Genomic DNA, 19,497 nt, shown 5'->3' with positions numbered 1-19,497 from the left:
TCAGCACCTCGGTCTGTCGGTTCAATTAGTCAGATCTATTGATATTATAAATAGTTCCTGGGATAATAACAAGTGGAAATCCTGTCTTTGTTTTTTACAAAAAACATTTTATCACTAACACACTGCCTGACAGAAATAGCAGGCAGTTTGAAAATTTTCGAAATAAGGTTTCATCCAGCTTTTTCTGCAGACAATCTCCCAAAAGAATTCCCAGAATCGCCGGAATGACTCCGATCCACACATAATGCAGGTTTTCCCTGCAATACAGCCCCTGCGCTGTGAACAGTACAACCATTCCACCGTTCAGGATTAACCAGAGCACAGACAGGGTGGAACGCTGTACATCCTTCTTTGCAAAATGCTCCATTGCATAGATAAGAAGGAAGGAACCACCAGAAAGAAACGCGCCGTGCACCAGGCCTGCCATCAGTAAAATCAAGTTGTCTAACCATGACGGAAGCTGTCGCGGATTCGTCTGTCTGAAATTCCGAAGGGCCACTCCTATCACCAGCAGTCCATACACTGTCAAAATTGCCGTCCCGTACAAATACTTCAGCAGAAATTGTGCCGCCAGGATTCCTGCCGCCATATAAATACCGATTTTCCGAACCTCTTTCCAATCAATGAAGCTACGGCAGCTCAACACGGGATAAATACAGCTTAAGATTCCAACTGCCGTCAATATCAGCCTGGCTTGCTCCGGACCCAACAGCAAAATCGCAAACGGCATCGCCAGCATAGTACCGGCGAATGCGCCTATAGTCTGAATCAGGTTAAAACTAAATACAAGAAGTATAAATAATGTTAATTTCATAGCATTCTTCTAATAAATGTGGCACCGCCCGATTCTGCGGTGCCACGACAGTTTTTCCTTATATGTTTTCTATACGTTTGACAAATCGTCGTCTTTCATGCACAAATGAACTGCGCCAATCTTAAAGGTTTTCGGCAACGCAAGAATATTGGGGTTCGGTCCTACATATTTCTTCTTCGCATCCTCCAGAGCCTCCTCGAAGGTTGCCCGTGTCTTCAATCCCATACTTCTGGCGATGCCGGGTTCCTGCGCGCCTACGATGTAGATGGCGCTGGTATTCATTTCCGCGATATGCGCGCTGCTCATCATGGAAAAGCCGTGGAACGGATGGAACGCATTCGCAAAACGATATTTGCGGATATATTCTTCATTTGTCGCGAAATATTCACCGTAACGGTTCATATCCGGTAAGACGTTCATATAATCATGCTGGAACATCTCGTACAGCTCACGCAGATACGGCCATCTCTCATCGTGGAAATATCCATTGCAAATAGAGGAGCAAATGATGACGCAATTATCCTTCATAACGCGCTTGTGGCGAACCACCTGCGCGGAAAGCGCCTGCATCAACTGAATAGGATTGGTTCCCATACCGTCACCATAATGGAAATTCTGAGGCATACCGAATACCATGACGTCATATTTCTCCTCGGCAAACGGTACATAGGTACGCTTATTCGCCATAATCCAGGACTTGGGCTGCATCACTTTCGCATAACCGGAATTGATCTCGATCTGACGGGAATAAGTGTCCAATACCGCGTCGCAGCAGAAGAAAGGATGGCCCATCTTTTCTTCCATCAGCATTCCGATCTCATTGAATTTCGTTCTCATCATGCTATGCCCGGAAACCGGTGTGAAATCCGGTCCGTGCATAACCTCCGGAACATGGTGGGTAGCTATGGAACGCCAGTGGGTGATACCGGTCGCACAGTGCTTGTAACCGCCGGAATAACCACCGTAGGGATTGCCCTGGGTGTGACCAATCAGGATGGGAATATCGCAATCGAACACATACTTATTCATCAGAACCCGATCGCCGCGCTCGGTACAGCCCAGATCCACCAGATGCTCATAATCTTCCGAATCATGACTTGTAATCTGATGGGTCCAGTAAAACTCGTCAAATAATTCCTTACCCAGAATCTGTTTTGCCTCTTTTGTGGTGGTTCTGGGATGCAGGCCATTGGAAAACAGAAGCAGAATATCTTTTTTCTCCACGCCTGCCGCATACAACTCATCTACAATCAGACGAATCGCTACTTTTCTGTGGGAGGTCGGCTGGCAACCGCCCTTTACAATATCCGGAATTACAATAACGACTTTACTTCCCTTATGAGCCAGCTCGGAAAGCGGTTTCATTCCCATAGGATTGCGTATGGATTCCCGTGTTTTGGCTACGATCTGATCCTCCGGGATACAGGGCGGATCTGGAATGGTCTCTCCCGGAATAAATACATCGGTAGTATCCGGAAGCTCTGCTGTCATTGTGCCATGGCCATATTCAAAATCAAGTTTCATACCTCTCTCCTCACTTTCCCAGATACAGTTTGATAATCTCCAGATATTCATCCGGATAGAAGCCAATCTCGCCGGTAAAACGGGTCAGGCCAATCAGCCCGCCGTCAATCTCGTCGATGGAAGCCAGCATTTCCGCATTTTCTTTCTTCAGGCCGCCACCATATACCATGTCGCAGCCGCCGGTCACCTCTTTCGCGAACCGGGCTATCTTGGTAATATACGCTTTATCTGCCGGTGTTTTTCCGGGTCCTATGGACCAGATAGGCTCATACCCCAACACAACCTTTGTCTTGTCCACGCCATCCAGACCTATCCGGAGCTGCTCGCCCAGAACCTCCTGCCAGTGCTCCTGTTCCTCGCTCTTTTCACCGATACAGTAAAGAACCTTCATGCCTCTTGCCTGCGCCAGCTTCACTTCTTCGTTTAAGATCCGGTTCACTGCTGCTGTGTCCGTCACGCCTGCCGCCTGCATCACGCCCAGCTTGTCCGCACGCTCCTCACAGTGGCCGATTACGATGGTATCTACCCCCATCACCGCCATAGACGCCGCCGGGCAATTGGTCGTAAACGCGCCGAAGCCGTCCCGTCCGGCATCCATCCGGTACACGCCCTGGCCTCCGATCTTAATTGGACTGCCCTCGCTCTTTGCCTCTGAAGCCTTCAGAATCTGGGACTCAGGATAGATCTGAACGAATTCCACCTCCTGCGGATCGTATTTCTTCAGCTCCTCCTGTGTATGTGTTACGATGTATTCGCCCCATTTAGATACCGGCGCCAGCCGATTTAAGCCCCCAAGCTCAACCGGGATTTCAAAGCGCTTTAAGTTTACATAAATATGCTTCATATACCCCTCCGTAAGTTTTTATTTATTATGTACCATTCCATGTCCGTGATCGTCATTGGTAAAATACGCGTTCGCCCCGTGTTTACGGTAAAAATGCTTGTCGCTCATGACCTTTGGAATGGGCTGCCAGTCCGGTTCGATAGCCAGCATATGAACCGCCATTTTACAGATTTCTTCCAGTACTACCGCCTTGTGAACTGCATCCCAGCAGTCCTCGCCCCAGGTAAAAGGACCGTGATTGATGGACAGGGCCGCAGGCACATCTGCAGGTGATATACCATATTTCTGGAAATACTTTACAATCGCCATGCCTGTATTCCATTCGTAATCATGAATGATTTCTTCGTCAGAAAGAGCCTCCACGCAGGGAACGGATCCGGCAAAGTAATCCGCATGGGTTGTGCCAAAGCAGGGCACGTCCCGGTGTAGCTGCGCCATCACTGTCGCGTAGGTAGAATGTGTATGTACGATAGCGTTGCACTCCGGGAAATTTTCATACAGCGCCCGGTGAATATCCAGATCCACAGACGGGTTCAACGGATTTTTCTCTCCGGCCACCTTATTGCCCTGCAAATCCACAACGCTTACATTTTCCGTGGTCAGATCATCGTAGGGAATACCCACGGGCTTAATTACAATGATTCCTTTGTCCCGATCAATGGCGCTTACATTTCCCCAGGAATATAGCACCATATGACGCCTCGGCAGCTCTTTGTTTGCCTCAACTACGATTTCTTTTAATTCCTGTACTGTCACTCTATCCCTCCGTTCTTCAATGCCTGACTGTAGGCTCTGTACTTGTCCGAAAGCGAATACGCGCTGTCAAACAGGTTGAAGTATCCGCCCACGATCACATCTGCTCCGTTCTCGATACATTTCATGGATATGGGAATATCGGCTCCTCCGTCGATCTCAATCCGCACCGGGCTGTCGCCTGCCATTTTCCGAAGTTTCCGTATCTTTTTATAAGTATGCGTAAGAAACTTCTGGCCGGAAAATCCCGGTTCTATGGACATCAGGGTTACACAGGACAGACCCGGAAGCAGATCCTCCAGCAGTTCCACCGGCGTGGACGGATTCAACGCGATGGCGGCCTTCATGCCATTTTTCTCTATCTCCTGACACACTCGGAACGGATTCACGGTAGCCTCATAATGAAAACAATAATAATCCACTCCCAGCTCCGCAAAGGGCTTGATAAACTCTATCGGTTTTGTACACATCATATGCGCATACAGGGGGCCCTTCGCTTCCTTCCGAATGGCCCGGATACAGTCGGTTCCAAAGGCGAAATTCGGTACAAAATTGCCGTCCATCACATCGATATGCAGCCAGTCAACACCCAGCTTTTCCACCTCGACGACAGTCTGCCTAAGCTCCATCTGATCTGCGCAAAGCAGAGAAGGTGAAATATGATACATGCTATCCCTCCCCGTTGTATTCCAGAACTACTTTCATATTGACGCCCCGCTTTTCCAGCGCAAATTCCATCATGCCCTGTACCTCGTCAAAGGGGAATTTTGCGGAAATAAAGCCTTCGGTATATACTTTTCCGCTCACCATGAGTTCCACTGCCTTCTGAAAATCTTCCGCCGTATACGTAATATTGCCCAATACATTTAACTCATTTCTCTGGATGGTCGCCACATCAATCAGTACAGGCTCCGAATAATTTCCTACAATTACCACCGTAGTCGTCTTTCCCGCCAACTCCAGAATCTGCGGCAGAATCACCTTCGCGCCTACGCAGTCAAGGATAACGTCCGGGAAGGTTCCGTAAATTTCATAAGCCACATCCTTCAGGGAGCGTCCCGCACTGCTTACACAGTGCTGAATACCGGCTCGCTTCGCCATCTCAATCTTGTCGTCACTCAGATCGCACACAGCGACCTCCGAAGCTCCAAGAAGCTGGCAGGCCTGCGCTGTAAAATTGCCGATAGTTCCCGCGCCTACCACCAGGACGCGCTTACCCTGCACCTGTCCCCGAAGGGCCGCATGGATTCCCACCGCAAAGGGCTCAATGAACACCGCTTCATCCAAAGGACAGCTCTCCGGAATCGGGTAAACATATTCACTGTCGATAACGAAATATTCTGCTCCGAGACCGTCTGACTGGACGCCCAGACAATCAAAGTTTTCACACGCGTTTTCATGACCATGACGGCAGGAATAACAGGTCCCGCAACTGATAATCGGACGAATCACTACTCTGTCCCCGGCTTTTACGTGTATTACGTCTGCTCCGGCCTTTACCACACGCGCAATTCCTTCATGGAATGGTACAACCGGAAATTGCATATATCGGTTTCTTCCGGCAAATACCTGAATATCGGTTCCGCACACGCCGATTCGTTCAATCTTCAGCAGAACCTGATTGTCCTGATAGCCTGGTATAGCCGCTTCCTGTATCTCTGTATGCAATGCGGATGTAAATACAATTTTTTTCATAGTCCTATTTCCTCTGCATACACTTTTTCGCTGCTTCCACAATCTTCTCCGCCGTCAGTCCGTAATATTCCGCCAGATCCGCCGGGGTTCCGGAACGTCCGAACTGATCCTGAAGTCCTACCATCTCCTGGGGAACCGGCTGATGCTTCGCAAGTACCTCGCTGACTGCTCCGCCAAGTCCACCCATAATATTGTGATCCTCTGCTGTTACGATACAGCCGGTCTTCTTCGCGTATGCAATTACAAGTGACTCGTCGATGGGCTTTACCGACGCCATGTCAATGACTGCCGCGGAAATGCCTTCTTCGCTCAGCTTCTTCGCCGCCTCTGCCGCGCGGCTTACCATATCCCCCACTGCAATGAGTGTTACATCTGTTCCATCCTCTACTACAGTTCCCTTTCCGATCTCAAAGGTACAGGTCTTTCCGTTTTCATAGATTTCCGGGGTTCCCATTCTGCCAAAACGTAGATAGACGGGGCCGTCATACAGAATGGCTGCCTCTACGCAGCGTCTGGTCTCCTCCGTATCCGCCGGGCATAAAACCACCATTCCGGGGATGGCGCGCATCAGGGCCAGATCCTCCACGCACTGGTGGGAACCGCCGTCTGCTCCGATCAGCACACCGCCGTGGGTCGCGGCGATTTTCACGTTCAGATGGGGATATGCCACACTATTGCGAATCTGATCGTAGGCTCTTCCTGCTGCGAATTCCGCGAAAGTGCTGGCAAATACGGTTGCGCCGCAAGCTGCGTACCCAGCCGCGTAGCCTATCATATTCGACTCCGCAATTCCCATGTTCGTAAACCGCTCCGGGAATTTTTTGGCAAAATGAACGGTCTGTGTGGCTTTTGACAGGTCTGCGTCAAATACATAAATCGGATACTTCTCACCCAATTCTGCCAGTGCCTGTCCATATGCTTCTCTCGTTGAATTCATACTGTTCACCCCTTTAACTCTTTCATTGCAGTCTCATACTGTTCATCGTTGATGGCTCCACCGTGCCAGCCCACCTGATTTTCCATGAAGGATACGCCTTTTCCTTTCACGGTTTTGCACCAGATCAGGGTCGGTTTTCCTTCGCAGGCTTTCGCCTTCGCTACAGCTTCCACCAGTTCATCCACATCATGGCCGTCGGCCTCTACCACATTCCAGCCAAAGGCTTCGAATTTTTCCCGAATCGGATACACCGACATTTCCGCACTCACATGGCCATCGATCTGCAGATCGTTGTTATCCAGAAATGCCGTCAGATTATCCAGCTTAAAGTGACCTGCGCTCATAACCGCTTCCCATACCTGGCCTTCCTGGATCTCGCCATCGCCCAGAATGCTGTATACACGGAAGCCTTTTCCGGTCTGTTTCGCAAAGCGGGCCATACCTGCCGCTGCGGAGATTCCCTGTCCCAGAGAACCTGTGGACATATCTACGCCTGGAACCTTCTTCATATCCGGATGTCCCTGTAAAATGCTGTCAATATGGCGCAGGGTTTTCAGTACCTCTTTATCAAAATAGCCTCGCTCCGCAAGCGCCGCGTAATAAGCGGGTGCCGCATGACCTTTGGAAAGCACGAATCGATCCCGATCCTCCCATTTCGGATTTTTCTCGTCCACATCCATCTCGTGGAAATACAATACGGCCATCATTTCCGCTATGGACAGGGAGCCGCCCGGATGTCCGGAGCCGCCGCAATGGATACTCTCCACGATATTGATGCGAATATCATTGGCGGTCTTTTTCAATTCTTCTGAAGAATAAGCTAATTTCATAATCCTGCTTCCCTCCTTATTTAATCAGATCCATGGCCGGCATACCCAGAGCGCTCCAGCCACCGTCTACGAATAATGTCTGTCCTGTGATATAGCTGGACTCATCGGAGCCGAGGAATACGACTGCGTCTGCGATCTCGGACGGGTTTGCCAGACGTTTGAACGGAACAGCTGCCAGAATCTGATTCTCAGATACGACACCCAATCGATAGCCGTCCTGTACCATATTAGTCAGAATCCAGCCAGGCGCTACCGCATTGACACGGATAGCCTTTTTCCCGTTTCTGTCCTCTGCCCACTCCGAAGCAAGCACTGCCGTCATGGCGTTTACGCCGCCTTTGGAGATAACATAAGGCGCGCGTCCCGGTGTCGTCTGCGTGGATGTTCCGGAGGAGATATTAACGATGGCTCCGCCGCTGTCGCCCATCAAGAGAGCTGCCTGCTGACAGCAGAAGAATACGCCCTTCAGATTCACGTTCATCAGCTTATCCCAGTTTTCCTCTGTGAATTCCTTAGACGGGCAGCGAATCTGAATTCCCGCGCAATTGACCTGTACATCCAGTTTTCCGAAGCGCTCTTTCACCTTTGCAAATGCAGCCTTGATATTCTCTACGCTGGTAACATCCATCTGGAACGCATAGGTTTCCACACCGAATTCTTTCTGAATCTTCTCTGCTGATTCCATCGCAAGGGCTTCCTGAATATCACCAATCACAATTTTCGCGCCCTCTGCCGCGAATTTCTCTGCCATAGCATAACCCAGTCCACGGGCGCCGCCTGTAATAAATACAACCTTGTCCTTCAGATTTTTCATAACTGCTCCTTTCTACCACCACTTGATCATATCGGTAATTTCTTTTCGGATTTCAATAAACTTCGGATCCGCAATCTGTCGCGGTCTGGGCAGATCCACATCAATACTCGTCTTAATTTTCGCAGGCTTGTTCGTCAGTATCAGTACACGCTCTGCCAGGTAAGTCGCCTCTTCCAGATTATGCGTGATAAAAAGTACTGTGCTTCCCGTCGCCTGCCAGAGCCGGATAACCTCGTCTTCCAGATAATAGCGCATCTTGATGTCCATCTGTCCATAGGGTTCGTCCATCAGAAGCAGATCCGGATTCAACGCGAAGGCACGTCCGATAACCACTCTCTGCTCCATGCTGACTGACATTTCATGCGGATAAGCGTCTCTATATTTTTCCAGACCTAACAGGCCGATAATTTTCTCGCGCTGTGAAACAATTTCCTGTTCCGGTTTCTTCTTGATTCTCAGGCCGTATTCGATGTTCTGCTGAGCCGTCAGCCACGGAAAAGCCGAGGGCTCCTGAAATACAAATGAAATGCTGTGCTTCTTCGGATCCGCACGCTCTCCGTCAATCAGAATTTCTCCCTCTGTAGGCTCCAGAAGCCCTGTCAGAAGATTCAAAAATGTTGTCTTTCCACAGCCGGTAGGACCTACAATGCAGACAAACTCTCCCTTGTTGATCTCAAATGAGATATCGTCTAATACCAGCAAATCACCAAAGCGCTTTGTCAGATGATTTACCTGGACTTTCACTTCTCGTTTTTCCATGATATACCTCCTGTCTATAACGCCAAGTCTGTATTTGCCTCTATCGCTTCACGAATCTTCAAAAATTCTGTATCCACGTAATCTCTCGGTCTGGGCAATGCGATCTCATATACCTCTTTTACTGTCGCCGGACAAGCGCTCAGAAGAATAATCCGATCCGCCAGATATACGGCTTCCTCAATATTATTCGTAACAAAGATAACCGTTCTCTTTTCCTGCTCCCAGATGCGTAAGATCTCTTCTTCCATTTGATATCTGGTCTGCGCGTCCAGCGCTCCAAAAGGCTCATCCATCAGCAGTACCTGCGGATTATTGCAATAGGCTCTCGCAATTCCCACTCGCTGTTTCATTCCTCCGGAAAGCTGCTTCGGAAGCGCATTCTCGAATCCATGCAGGCCTACCAGATCGATCAGATACTGTGCCCGCTCTCTGCGTTCTTTTTTCGGAACACCCTTTAATTCCAAAGGCATTTCCACATTTTCCATAACGGTTTTCCACGGAAATACTGCCGTCTTCTGAAATACAAAGCCCAAATCTGTCTTATCACTGTCTACAAATTCTACTTTTCCCTCTGTCGGCGTCTCCAGTCCACTTACCATATTCAGGAGAACGGTTTTACCGCACTGCCCCGGTCCCAGCAAAACCAGAAACTCGTTTTTGTATACATCAATGCTTACATGATTAACGGCTTCGAAAATTGTCTTTCTGGATACAAAGGAGCGGGATATATTTTCCAGTCGAACCTGTACTATTCTTTGCTCATCCATCCGCATAATTTCCTTTCAATAAGTGTAAATACGGCGCTTAACAGGGCTCCTACCACGCCGATCAGAATCATGGCTACCATAATCAGGGCCACATCATAGCTGTCACGTCCACGGTTAATCAAAAATCCCAGTCCGGATTTACTGGACAGCATTTCTGCCGCTACCACTACCATCCATCCAGAACTGATAGCGATCTTGATACCCGCCAGAATCGCCGGCATAGCTGCAGGAAATACCACATGCCTCAGCATCTGCCCGGTATTGGCCTTGTAAATCTTTCCAACCTTCAGATACATATCGTCTACCAGTGAAACACCTGACATAGTGTTCATAACAATCGGGAAAAATGCTCCGATAAATACCAGAAGTACCTTCGGGAACTCTCCGATACCAAACAGCAGGATGATAAGCGGTATCCACGCAATTGGCGGGATCGGACGCAACGCCATCAGAATCGGGTTAATAGCTGCTCTTACTTTTTTATTCCAGCCCATAACCAGTCCGATTCCAACCCCGAGAATGATAGCTGCAATCAGCGCAAGCATAACTCTCTTCAGACTGGCAAATATATGTCCCAGAATCGAAATTTTCATAACCGGTTTTTCAATCAGTTTTATAAAACGTTCAATGGTCGCCATAGGCGTCGGAAAAAAATCCGGCTTACTGTTTGACACGAGAAACCAGACAACAATCAGTCCCAGGATAGACAGAGTGGAAAGCATGATATCCCGTGCCTGCGAACGATTCTTTTTCATCCTCTGCTCCTCCATTTCACAACATGATTTTCCAGCTTGGACAACAGCGTCGTCAGAATAGCTCCGATTACGCCAATGGTAAGCATTCCTACGATGATAATGTCAGGTCTGACAAGGGAACGGCCCTGCTGAATCATATAGCCCAGACCTGCCGTAGCTGCCAGAAGCTCCGACGCCACTAACGTGGACCATGCATTTCCCAAGGCTACCTGTATGCCGGTAAAGGCCAGTGGCATAGCGTAATTTTTGCTGACAGTCCAGAAAATCTCCCACCTGCTGGCTCCTGACGTCTTGGCCACATTCAGATATACGGCCGGCGTCAGCTTGATGCCGGTATGAGAATTGATGACACAGGGAACAAACGCAGCCAGGAAAATAATAAAGGCTTTTGCCGTCGTTCCGACTCCCAGCCAGATAATTGACAGCGGAATCCACGCGATAGGCGGAATCGGTCGAATGATTTCAAAAATCGGAGATACCAGCTTATCAAAGGTATGATAATAACCCATGATTAGTCCCAGCGGAACGCCCACAATAACCGCGCTGCAGTACCCTACCAGAACCAGCTTCAGACTGGTTATAATATGAACGCCCAGTACCGCTCCGTCCGGTTTCGGATCCGATAATTTCTGTATGAATGTTTTTACTACTGTAGTGGGCGCGCACAGATATTTACTGTCGATCCATCCTACGCGAACAGCCAATTCCCAAATTCCCAGAAATACCAGCACGCTGATGGTAGATATCAACAGGAGCTGTCGGTTTTCTTTCCGTTTGGCCTTTGCTTCTATCAGAATGGAATTGGCGACCTCTGTTGAAATTTCTTTCGATTTATCGCTCATATACCTCTCTCCATTATGTAAATAAGTCAGAAGAAGGGCAGTACAAACTGCCATCTATACTACCCTTCTCTACTTATGTCATGTTACATTCTGCAAGCTCTTATTCTATTTTCCACTCATATATGCTTCCATGAAGCTAGTGTCTACCATGCCATTTTCGCGAAGCTTGTTCAGGTCATCCTGGGAAATCTTACCCTGGCCCTCGAAGAACTCTGCGAATACCAGCAGGATATCATTTGCCTCGCATCCGCCGTCATCTCTTACGGTAAAGAGCTCTTCATTTCTCTCGATGGACGCGAACGGTCTGTTCTCTACTTCCTTCACAGCTGCTGTCTCGCTTAAGCTGATGCCCTGCTCCTCTTCAAAGTCATACAGCATCTGTGCGGTTCCTTCCGGATCTGCGTTCAGCTCGGCCGCTGCCTTTAAATAAGCCTTCAGGTATGCATATACGCCGTCCCAGTCATTCTGGATAGCGTCCTCTGTAGCTACGATAACACACGGCTGGGTAATTCCAAGTCCTACTGCGTTGGCTACCTTTACCCAATCGGTATCTTCCTCTGCCTGGAAACCAAACGGAGACCACAGCGCAACCACATCACCGGTTCCTGCTTTGAACGCCGCATAGGAATCTGCAACAGAGGTATCAATCAGATTGATATCGTCTTCTGTCAGGCCCAGATGCTCCAGAAGTCCAATCAGCATCATGTGACAGGATGTACCTGTCGCGCAAAGAACGGTCAGACCCTTCCAGTCGTCCGCTGTTCCGTATACACCCATCTCGTCCGGCGTACACTTTGCAAGCGGGCTGTCCGGACGTACCCAAAGGTCTACGGTGTTTTCATCCGGTGCCGTAAACCCAATTGCTTTCAGGTTATAGCCAACAGCTCCCAGTACGATACCGCCGGTACCTGTGGTTCCCACATCCCATGCACCGGAAGCGATAGCCTCGTTCTGAACCGGGCCGCCAGAATACATGTCCACAGTCGGATCCTCGCATTTAAAGTATCCCTGCTCGATCGCATATACGCTCGGCAATGCGTGAATATATGGATGTCCGCTCACCTTGATATCATAGACTGTATCATCCACATCTTCTGCTGCTTCAGAGCTTTCCCCCTGCTCTGTGGTAGCTGTCGCTGTGTCTGTGGTCTCCGATTCTTTCGCTCCTCCACACGCTGCCAGGCTGGCAATCATGGTCGCTGTAAGTAACAGTGCAACTAACCTTTTCATTTCTTGTCCTCCTTGTACATTTTATAGTTTTTACACCTCTCTGTGCCTTTATTTTAGTTTATTTTCACCTCATAATCAACATGGTTTTACGCAAACGTTTGTGTAATATATCAGATCTTGACTCCCATTTATTGACTTTCTCATTTGTTTTGTATATTATGGTTCTAACACTTCTCTTTTTCAACTTGGACGCGCCTTATATTACCGGGGGAAGTTTGAGTTTTATTAAGCAATCGCAGACATTACAGAAGAGGAGATTTTTATGACATTAAAAGAAATTGCTCAGGAAGCCGGTGTCTCTATCTCAACCGTCTCCCGCGTTATCAATCAGGGGAATTCCAATGTTGCAAGCAAAGAAGTACAGAATCGTATCTGGGAAATTGTACGGCGTACTGGTTATATTCCCAATTCCAACGCAAGAAATCTGAAAAACGGCATGACCTCTGTTATGACAGAGCCTTCCCGTTCCATTGCCTGTCTTTTTGCCAGAACTCCAGATGCCATTACGGATCCGTTTTTTTCCCATCTGGCCCATAGTATCGAGAAAGAGGCTTTCAAGCAGAATTATATTTTGAAGTATTCTTTTACTTCTATTGATATTCAGGATCCGACTACCTTTCATCTGATCACAAACAATCAGGTAGACGGCGTGGCGGTTCTCGGACGGTGTGATAAGCCTATGCTGAGTTTCCTGAAGAAATATTTTAATTATGTAATTTATGCCGGATTGAATAGTTTAAATGCAAAATATGATCAGGTGCTTTGCGAAAGCCTTCAGGCCACGGAGGCAGCTCTGGAATACCTGATTGGACTGGGGCATACCCGGATCGCTTATGTGGGCGAAACGAAGAATGAAGAACGTTATACCGGATACCTGGCCACTCTGCGCAAGCGCAATATTCCAATCCGCAATGAATTTATTTCCCATGTGATGCTTTCTTCCGAGGGCGGCTACAACGGCACCAAGACGCTGCTTAGCCGCACGCAGGACATGACTGCCATCTTCTGCCCCAATGATCTGACTGCCATCGGAGCCATGCGAGCTTTACAGGAGTCCGGATTCAAAATTCCTGCGGATGTATCTGTAATTAGTATTGACGATATTGATACCGCGCAGTATCTCTCACCAATGCTTACTACGATTCATGTGCCATTGGATGAAATGGGACAGACTGCCGCCAAGATTTTAATTGACCGTATTCAGGGCGGACATCATCTGCCCATGAAGATTTCCCTTCCATTCTATCTGGCGGTACGGGAGAGCTGTGCGGCACCCAGGAAATAGTCTTGTAAGAAAGGACACCTCCGGGATAGGAAGTGTCCTTTCTTATTTTACATTTTCGTTTTAAACTCCTCCAGACTCTCTGCCCGCGCTGCAAGCTTATGCCATCTTCTCAAAGTTTTTTTATCGGTCTGCACTTTGATTTTGTTTTTGAGTTCTTCTGATACTTCACCGCAGTCTTCCAACAGTTCTAGGATATCCTGAACTGCGCGATTCTGATCTGCTTCTTCCCGCTCATAGTAAATAATATCATCCAACCTCATAAATTCTTCTCTCACCTCCGGCAATACCTTTACCTTTTTGACGTGTTCGTGTATCCTCTGTAATCTTTCACTTCTAGCGTTGGTCTCTGTACTGTTCTGAAAATATTGAAGCAATTCTCGAATTGCAGGACTTCCGCCCTTTTTTCCTGTTGTATTAAAATAAATATACCGCAATCCGTCTTTATATTCAAGCCCCGGTACCTCCAGACATTGATTTATAATCTGGTACATCATGTAATTCTCTCCGAATGGATCATACGGTAAAATTGTAATAATATACAGATTGGGTAATTTTGTAAAATCACGTTCCCCGCTCTTCATATATCGACTATCAATCTTTGCCTGATAAAAACGATTTGATTTCTCCAACCCTCTCTTATGATAGCGACACGGTTCGATATCATATACGTTTATAAGTTCCCCCGCACTTTCGATAATTTCTACATCCATACGTATTCCTCGGAGATTAGGTGCTCCGGCCGAAATTACCTTCTGAGTATTTATATGAATCTTGCCTACCTCTCGCTCCAAAAGCGTAGACAGTATCAAACGACAAAATTCCTCGCCACCTTCTCTGTTTTTCTACAAAATCCTCCTTATTTATAAGATTTTTTACTCTTTTCTATCCGTAGGAATTTACCAGCTGTAATTTCTTATGGTTGCTTCATGAAAAAGGACACCTCCTAGATGGGAAGTGTCCTTTCTTTATCTCTCAGCTTTTATACCAGCTTCTCTGTATACACCTTAATCTTCGGCTCCGTGCCCGACGGACGGATTACTGCTTCGCTGCCGTCTTCCATCCACATCTGGAGGACGTTGGAGGCCGGGAGGCCGTCGACGCCGTCTTTATAATCTTTATAGCGCACTACTTTGGAGCCCCCAAACTTCATGCCCTCCGGGCTGTTCAGGCCCTCGCGGATCTGGGCTATGCGCTTGTCGGCTTCGGCGCCGTTGAATTCATAGGTTTTGAGAGTTGTCTCATAGTGTCCGTACTTGGCGTACAGGTCATCCAGTGCATCCCAGACCGTCTTGCCCTCGGCCTTGTAGGTATCGGCCATCTCACAGAACATCATGGCTGCGCCTACGGCGTCTTTATCGCGTACATAGCTGCCGATGAGGTAGCCGCAGCTCTCCTCGAAGCCGAAGACGTAGCGGTCTTCCTCTCCTGCCTGTTCCAGCTTGCCGATCTGCTCGCCAATCCATTTGAAGCCGGTCAGGGTCTGGATGACTTCCACACCGTAGGCTTCCGCGATACGGTCGACCATGGAGGTACTTACGATGGTGCGGACAGTCACCGGATGCTCCGGCAGGGTTCCTGCTGCCTTTCTGCAGCGCAGGATGTACTCCAGCAAAAGAATGCCCACTTCATTTCCGTTCAGGCGCTCATATTTATCGCCCTTCTTCGCCACCACGCCCAGACGGTCGCTGTCCGGATCCGTAGCAATCAGCAGATCCGCGCCGGTCTTCTCACACCACTCCAGGCCAATCTTCAGGGCGTCCGGAGACTCCGGATTCGGGTAGGGGCAGGTGGGGAAGTCGCCATTGGGCTTTGCCTGCTCGGTGACGATCTGCAGATCTTTGATACCGATGTATTTCAGGATACTGGTGACCGGAATCAGGCCTGCGCCGTACAACGGCGTGTAGACTACCTTCAGGCCGGAGGTCAGCTCCTTCTTCGTCCGCTTGCGGATGATAGCCGCCAGGAACGCTTTCAGGATCTTCTCGTCGATCAGGACGATCTGTCCGTCCTCCACGTACTCTTCGAAGGTCTTGCCGCCCCGGGCCTGGCTCTTATCTGCTGCCCAGATATGCTGCTGAATCCGGTCCGCCGCCTCGTTGGTCACCTGGCAACCGTCGGAACCATATACCTTGTAGCCGTTGTATTCCCGTGGGTTATGGCTTGCGGTCACCACGATGCCCACGGTTGTCTTCAGATGGCGCACTGCGAAGGAAAGGGTCGGGGTCGGCATCAGCTTCGGGTAAATGTATGCCTTGCAGCCCTGCATGGCCAGCACCCGGGCCGCCTCGCGGGCGAACTCCTCCGAATGGTTCCGGCTGTCGTAGGCCAGCGCTGCGCTTGGGTTGCCGCTCTGCTCCTTCGCATAAGCCGCTACGCCCAGGGTCGCTTCCTGAATGGTCTCCAGATTCATATGGTCCGGTCCCGGTCCCATGGTGGCGCGCAATCCGCCTGTTCCAAATTTCAGATTCATATTCTTACCTCACTTTCGCTCCGCGGTTGAGCGGAGAAGCTGTAATGTTCCGATGATTTGATAGTCTCCTGTCTCCTTGGGAAGGTAAATGCTGTCTCCAGCCTTCAGGGACATTTCCCCGAAGCGGGTCTTCAGGACGCCCTCGCCCTCCAGAATCAGAAGCGATTGAAAGCCTCCGGCGGTATTGCCGGTCACACTTTCGCTTATCTCATATAATTGTACCACAAAATACGGACATTGCACTAATAAAGTTCTGGAATATCCATTTTTCCGGATACGGGGACCCATGGGACGGTGTCCGGCCAGAGGCGGCATGAAGCCTGCCACCAGGGCGGCTTTCTCAATGTGGAGGGGGCGCTTTTCATGGTTGGCATTTTCCCGGTTGTAGTCGTAGACCCGGTAGGTTACATCGGAGCTCTGCTGAATCTCCGCCACGGTGATACCGGCGCCGATGGCGTGGAGAAGCCCCGCCGGGATGTAGAAGACGTCGCCCTTCTTCACTGGCATTTTCCGGCAGACCTCCAGAATGGTCTGGTTCTGGATGCGCTTGCGGAATTCGTCCTCGGATATCTTGTGCTTCAGTCCATAATACAGATATGCGCCGGGTTCGCAGTCCAGCACATACCACATCTCGGTCTTGCCGCTTTTCTGTTCCTTTTCTCTGGCAAATGCGTTGCCCGGGTGTACCTGCACAGACAGAGCCTCCCGGGCTTTGATGATTTTAATGAGCAGGGGAACGTCCTCCAGGCCCTCGTTGAACCAGGAGAGCATCCAGTCTTCGGTACCCCAGATGTAGGTTTTTCGGATAGGCGTTAATTTCTGCGGCTGTGCGGGCTGCATGCGTGGCGTCCCCCTTTCTGCGTTGTGCTTTTGGTTCCAGTTTTTTACATTTTCTTTTATCGCTGCGCGAAATCACCTGTCGCATAATGCCCGCAAAACCACTCGTAAGTCTGGCGCAGTCCTGTCTCCAGATCGATCTTCGGCTCCCAGCCGGTGGCTCTGATGCGGCTGATATCGGTGAGCTTTCTGGGCGTTCCGTCGGGCTTCGTCGGATCCTGGACAATCTCGCCCTCATATCCGGTCACCTTCTTCACCAGCTCGGCCAGCTCGCGGATGGTCACTTCCTGACCGTAGCCCACGTTGAAGAAGTCATCGCCATCGTAGTGATCCATCAGATACAGGCAGGCGTCTGCCAGGTCGTCCACGTTCAGGAACTCCCGCAAGGGCTTGCCGCTGCCCCAGACGGTGACGGTGGGGGCCTGGTTGATTTTTGCCTCATGGAACTTGCGGATCAGGGCCGGAAGTACATGGGAATTTTCCAAGGCGAAGTTGTCGTTGATGCCGTAGAGATTGCAGGGCATGACGCTGATGTAGTGAGTGCCGTACTGACGGTTGTAGAAGGCGCACATTTTCAGGCCTGCAATTTTCGCCAGGGCATAGGCTTCGTTGGTCTTCTCCAGATAGCCGCTTAACAGGTACTCCTCCTTAATCGGCTGCGGGCAATCTCTGGGGTAGATGCAGGAGCTTCCCAGGAACAGCAGCTTCTGCACCTGATTTTTATAAGCCGCGTCGATAACGTTGGTTTCGATCTGCAGATTTTTCATGATGAAATCCGCCGGGTAGGTATCGTTGGCGTGGATGCCTCCCACTTTGGCTGCGGCCAAAATCACGTAGTCTGGCTTTTCCTCGGCGAAGAAGGCCTCCACATCGGCCTGACGGGTCAGGTCCAGCTCGGCGTGGGTTCTCGTTACAATATTTTTAAATCCGGCTCTCTGAAGACAGCGCACCAGTCCGCTGCCTACCAGGCCGCGGTGGCCTGCCACGTAGATTTTTTTGTTGCGGTCGAGGGGCTCGACTGCCTGAGTTTCTTTTATTTCTGTCATGATATTCCCTGCTTTCTTCTTACACTTTTACGAATCTTAGAAAATATATTTCTTTGTACTTATCTGTTTTATCATCATACAATTACTGTCATTCAAATTATCTTTTACTGTTCCTGTCTTTATCTTTTCTGTTTATTTTACATTCCTGATATGGGCCGCTTTCTGACAGTTGCTTTTCCTTCTATTTCAACACGCCCGCCGTCGCCGACCTCTTCACCAGCTCCATATCATGCTCAGTCATGATTTTCACCAGCTCGTCAAAGGAAGTCTTCCGCGGATTCCAGCCCAGAGTCTCGCGCGCCTTGGTTGGGTCACCCAGCAGCAGATCTACCTCCGCCGGACGGAAGAACTCGGGAGCTACCTCCACCAGCACCCGGCCCGTAGCCATATCGATGCCCTTCTCGTCCACGCCCTCGCCTTCCCAGCAAAGCTGTACGCCCGCATGGGCAAAAGCCGCCTCCGTGAACTCACGGACGGTTCTTGTCTCTCCGGTGGCAATGACGAAATCCTCCGGGGTATCGTGCTGAAGAATCAGCCACATACATTCCACATAATCCTTTGCGTAGCCCCAGTCGCGCTTGGCGTTCAAGTTGCCCAAGTACAGCTTCTCCTGACGGCCCGCCAGAATATTGGCTACCGCCAGGGTGATCTTTCTGGTTACGAAGGTCTCTCCCCGACGCTCGGATTCATGGTTGAAGAGAATACCATTTACCGCGAACATGCCGTAGGCCTCCCGGTAATGCTTCGTGATCCAGTAGCCATACATCTTTGCCACCGCGTAAGGGGAACGGGGGTGGAACGGGGTGGTCTCTTTCTGGGGAATCTCCTCCACCTTGCCGAACAGTTCGGAAGTAGACGCCTGGTAAATGCGGGTGGTCTTCGCAAGGCCCGCGATGCGAACTGCCTCCAGCACCCGCAGCACACCGATGCCGTCCGCATTGGCTGTGTATTCCGGCTCCTCGAAAGAAACTGCCACATGGGACTGGGCCGCCAGGTTATAGATTTCGTCGGGCTTGATTTCCAGCATCAGGCGCACCAGATTCATAGAGTCTGTCATGTCGCCGTAGACCAGATGCAGGCCGTCACCTTTCGCTTCCCGCTCCTTTAAAAGGTGCTCGATACGTTCCGCAGTGTTAGTAGAGCCCCGGCGGAATAAGCCGTATACCTCATAGCCCTTCTCCAGCAGAAGCTCCGCCAGATAGGAGCCGTCCTGTCCTGTAATTCCTGTGATTAACGCTGTCTTTTTCATCTTCGTTCTCCTCATTTTTCTGCACCTTCCGCTGCAAAGCCTCCGG

General features: G+C 49.7%; 20 protein-coding genes. 1 reads left to right on the top strand and 19 read right to left on the bottom strand.

The window, feature by feature from the left end:
* Positions 1 to 94 precede the first annotated feature (94 nt).
* The 14 genes from WMO29_RS11845 to WMO29_RS11780 form a co-directional block, all read right to left on the bottom strand.
* The gene (locus WMO29_RS11845; protein WP_349164934.1) at positions 95 to 814 is read right to left on the bottom strand and encodes a sulfite exporter TauE/SafE family protein; all 720 of its coding nucleotides are present in this window, start codon (positions 812 to 814) and stop codon (positions 95 to 97) included.
* A 69-nt stretch (positions 815 to 883) separates the two neighbouring features.
* Entirely contained in the window at positions 884 to 2,338 is a 1,455-nt protein-coding gene (locus WMO29_RS11840; protein WP_349164933.1) for a lactate racemase domain-containing protein, read from the bottom strand.
* Positions 2,339 to 2,348: 10 nt separating this feature from the next.
* Positions 2,349 to 3,182, bottom strand: a complete 834-nt coding sequence (locus tag WMO29_RS11835) for a triose-phosphate isomerase (protein ID WP_349164932.1) — start codon at positions 3,180 to 3,182, stop codon at positions 2,349 to 2,351.
* 18 nt (positions 3,183 to 3,200) lie between these two features.
* Positions 3,201 to 3,938 carry an L-ribulose-5-phosphate 4-epimerase AraD gene (gene araD / locus WMO29_RS11830; RefSeq protein WP_158361525.1) on the bottom strand — a complete coding sequence of 246 codons (738 nt, stop codon included), beginning with the start codon at positions 3,936 to 3,938 and terminating at the stop codon, positions 3,201 to 3,203.
* Positions 3,935 to 4,603, bottom strand: a complete 669-nt coding sequence (locus tag WMO29_RS11825; protein WP_349164931.1) for a ribulose-phosphate 3-epimerase — start codon at positions 4,601 to 4,603, stop codon at positions 3,935 to 3,937. The genes araD and WMO29_RS11825 overlap by 4 nt, the downstream gene beginning before the upstream one ends.
* 1 nt (position 4,604) lies before the next feature.
* A complete protein-coding gene (locus tag WMO29_RS11820) occupies positions 4,605 to 5,630 on the bottom strand; it encodes a zinc-dependent alcohol dehydrogenase (protein WP_349164930.1) in 1,026 nt (341 codons plus the stop codon).
* A 4-nt stretch (positions 5,631 to 5,634) separates the two neighbouring features.
* The gene (locus WMO29_RS11815; RefSeq protein WP_349164929.1) at positions 5,635 to 6,567 is read right to left on the bottom strand and encodes a transketolase family protein; all 933 of its coding nucleotides are present in this window, start codon (positions 6,565 to 6,567) and stop codon (positions 5,635 to 5,637) included.
* Between the two features lie 5 nt (positions 6,568 to 6,572).
* Complete coding sequence (locus tag WMO29_RS11810) at positions 6,573 to 7,397, bottom strand: transketolase (RefSeq protein ID WP_158361518.1); 825 nt, start codon at positions 7,395 to 7,397, stop codon at positions 6,573 to 6,575.
* 16 nt (positions 7,398 to 7,413) lie between these two features.
* Complete coding sequence (locus WMO29_RS11805; RefSeq protein ID WP_349164928.1) at positions 7,414 to 8,211, bottom strand: SDR family NAD(P)-dependent oxidoreductase; 798 nt, start codon at positions 8,209 to 8,211, stop codon at positions 7,414 to 7,416.
* 12 nt (positions 8,212 to 8,223) lie between these two features.
* Entirely contained in the window at positions 8,224 to 8,970 is a 747-nt protein-coding gene (locus WMO29_RS11800; RefSeq protein WP_158361514.1) for an ABC transporter ATP-binding protein, read from the bottom strand.
* A 14-nt stretch (positions 8,971 to 8,984) separates the two neighbouring features.
* Positions 8,985 to 9,737 carry an ABC transporter ATP-binding protein gene (locus WMO29_RS11795; protein ID WP_158361512.1) on the bottom strand — a complete coding sequence of 251 codons (753 nt, stop codon included), beginning with the start codon at positions 9,735 to 9,737 and terminating at the stop codon, positions 8,985 to 8,987.
* The gene (locus WMO29_RS11790; protein ID WP_349164927.1) at positions 9,719 to 10,492 is read right to left on the bottom strand and encodes an ABC transporter permease; all 774 of its coding nucleotides are present in this window, start codon (positions 10,490 to 10,492) and stop codon (positions 9,719 to 9,721) included. The genes WMO29_RS11795 and WMO29_RS11790 overlap by 19 nt, the downstream gene beginning before the upstream one ends.
* On the bottom strand, positions 10,489 to 11,334 hold the full coding sequence (locus WMO29_RS11785) for an ABC transporter permease (RefSeq protein ID WP_349164926.1): 846 nt from the start codon (positions 11,332 to 11,334) through the stop codon (positions 10,489 to 10,491). The genes WMO29_RS11790 and WMO29_RS11785 overlap by 4 nt, the downstream gene beginning before the upstream one ends.
* 105 nt (positions 11,335 to 11,439) lie before the next feature.
* A complete protein-coding gene (locus tag WMO29_RS11780; RefSeq protein WP_349164925.1) occupies positions 11,440 to 12,564 on the bottom strand; it encodes an ABC transporter substrate-binding protein in 1,125 nt (374 codons plus the stop codon).
* A 262-nt stretch (positions 12,565 to 12,826) separates the two neighbouring features.
* Here WMO29_RS11780 and WMO29_RS11775 point away from each other — a divergent pair, with 262 nt between their 5' ends.
* A complete protein-coding gene (locus WMO29_RS11775; protein ID WP_349164924.1) occupies positions 12,827 to 13,849 on the top strand; it encodes a LacI family DNA-binding transcriptional regulator in 1,023 nt (340 codons plus the stop codon).
* A 47-nt stretch (positions 13,850 to 13,896) separates the two neighbouring features.
* Here WMO29_RS11775 and WMO29_RS11770 read toward each other — a convergent pair whose 3' ends face one another.
* From WMO29_RS11770 to gmd, 5 genes are all read right to left on the bottom strand, one after another.
* Positions 13,897 to 14,559 (bottom strand): hypothetical protein, encoded by a 663-nt coding sequence (locus tag WMO29_RS11770; RefSeq protein WP_349164923.1) that lies wholly within the window; start codon positions 14,557 to 14,559, stop codon positions 13,897 to 13,899.
* A gap of 269 nt (positions 14,560 to 14,828) precedes the next feature.
* Positions 14,829 to 16,319, bottom strand: coding sequence for a phospho-sugar mutase (locus tag WMO29_RS11765; RefSeq protein ID WP_349164922.1), 1,491 nt, complete (start codon positions 16,317 to 16,319; stop codon positions 14,829 to 14,831).
* Positions 16,320 to 16,328: 9 nt separating this feature from the next.
* Positions 16,329 to 17,159 (bottom strand): class I mannose-6-phosphate isomerase, encoded by an 831-nt coding sequence (locus tag WMO29_RS11760; protein ID WP_349164921.1) that lies wholly within the window; start codon positions 17,157 to 17,159, stop codon positions 16,329 to 16,331.
* A gap of 56 nt (positions 17,160 to 17,215) precedes the next feature.
* On the bottom strand, positions 17,216 to 18,202 hold the full coding sequence (locus WMO29_RS11755) for a GDP-L-fucose synthase family protein (protein ID WP_349164920.1): 987 nt from the start codon (positions 18,200 to 18,202) through the stop codon (positions 17,216 to 17,218).
* A gap of 181 nt (positions 18,203 to 18,383) precedes the next feature.
* On the bottom strand, positions 18,384 to 19,451 hold the full coding sequence (gmd, locus tag WMO29_RS11750; RefSeq protein ID WP_349164919.1) for a GDP-mannose 4,6-dehydratase: 1,068 nt from the start codon (positions 19,449 to 19,451) through the stop codon (positions 18,384 to 18,386).
* Positions 19,452 to 19,497 lie beyond the last annotated feature (46 nt).

Origin of the sequence: Laedolimicola intestinihominis (assembly GCF_040096155.1) — a bacterium.
GTDB classification, from domain to species: domain Bacteria; phylum Bacillota; class Clostridia; order Lachnospirales; family Lachnospiraceae; genus Laedolimicola; species Laedolimicola intestinihominis.
This window is presented reverse-complemented; position numbering and strand designations above follow the sequence as displayed.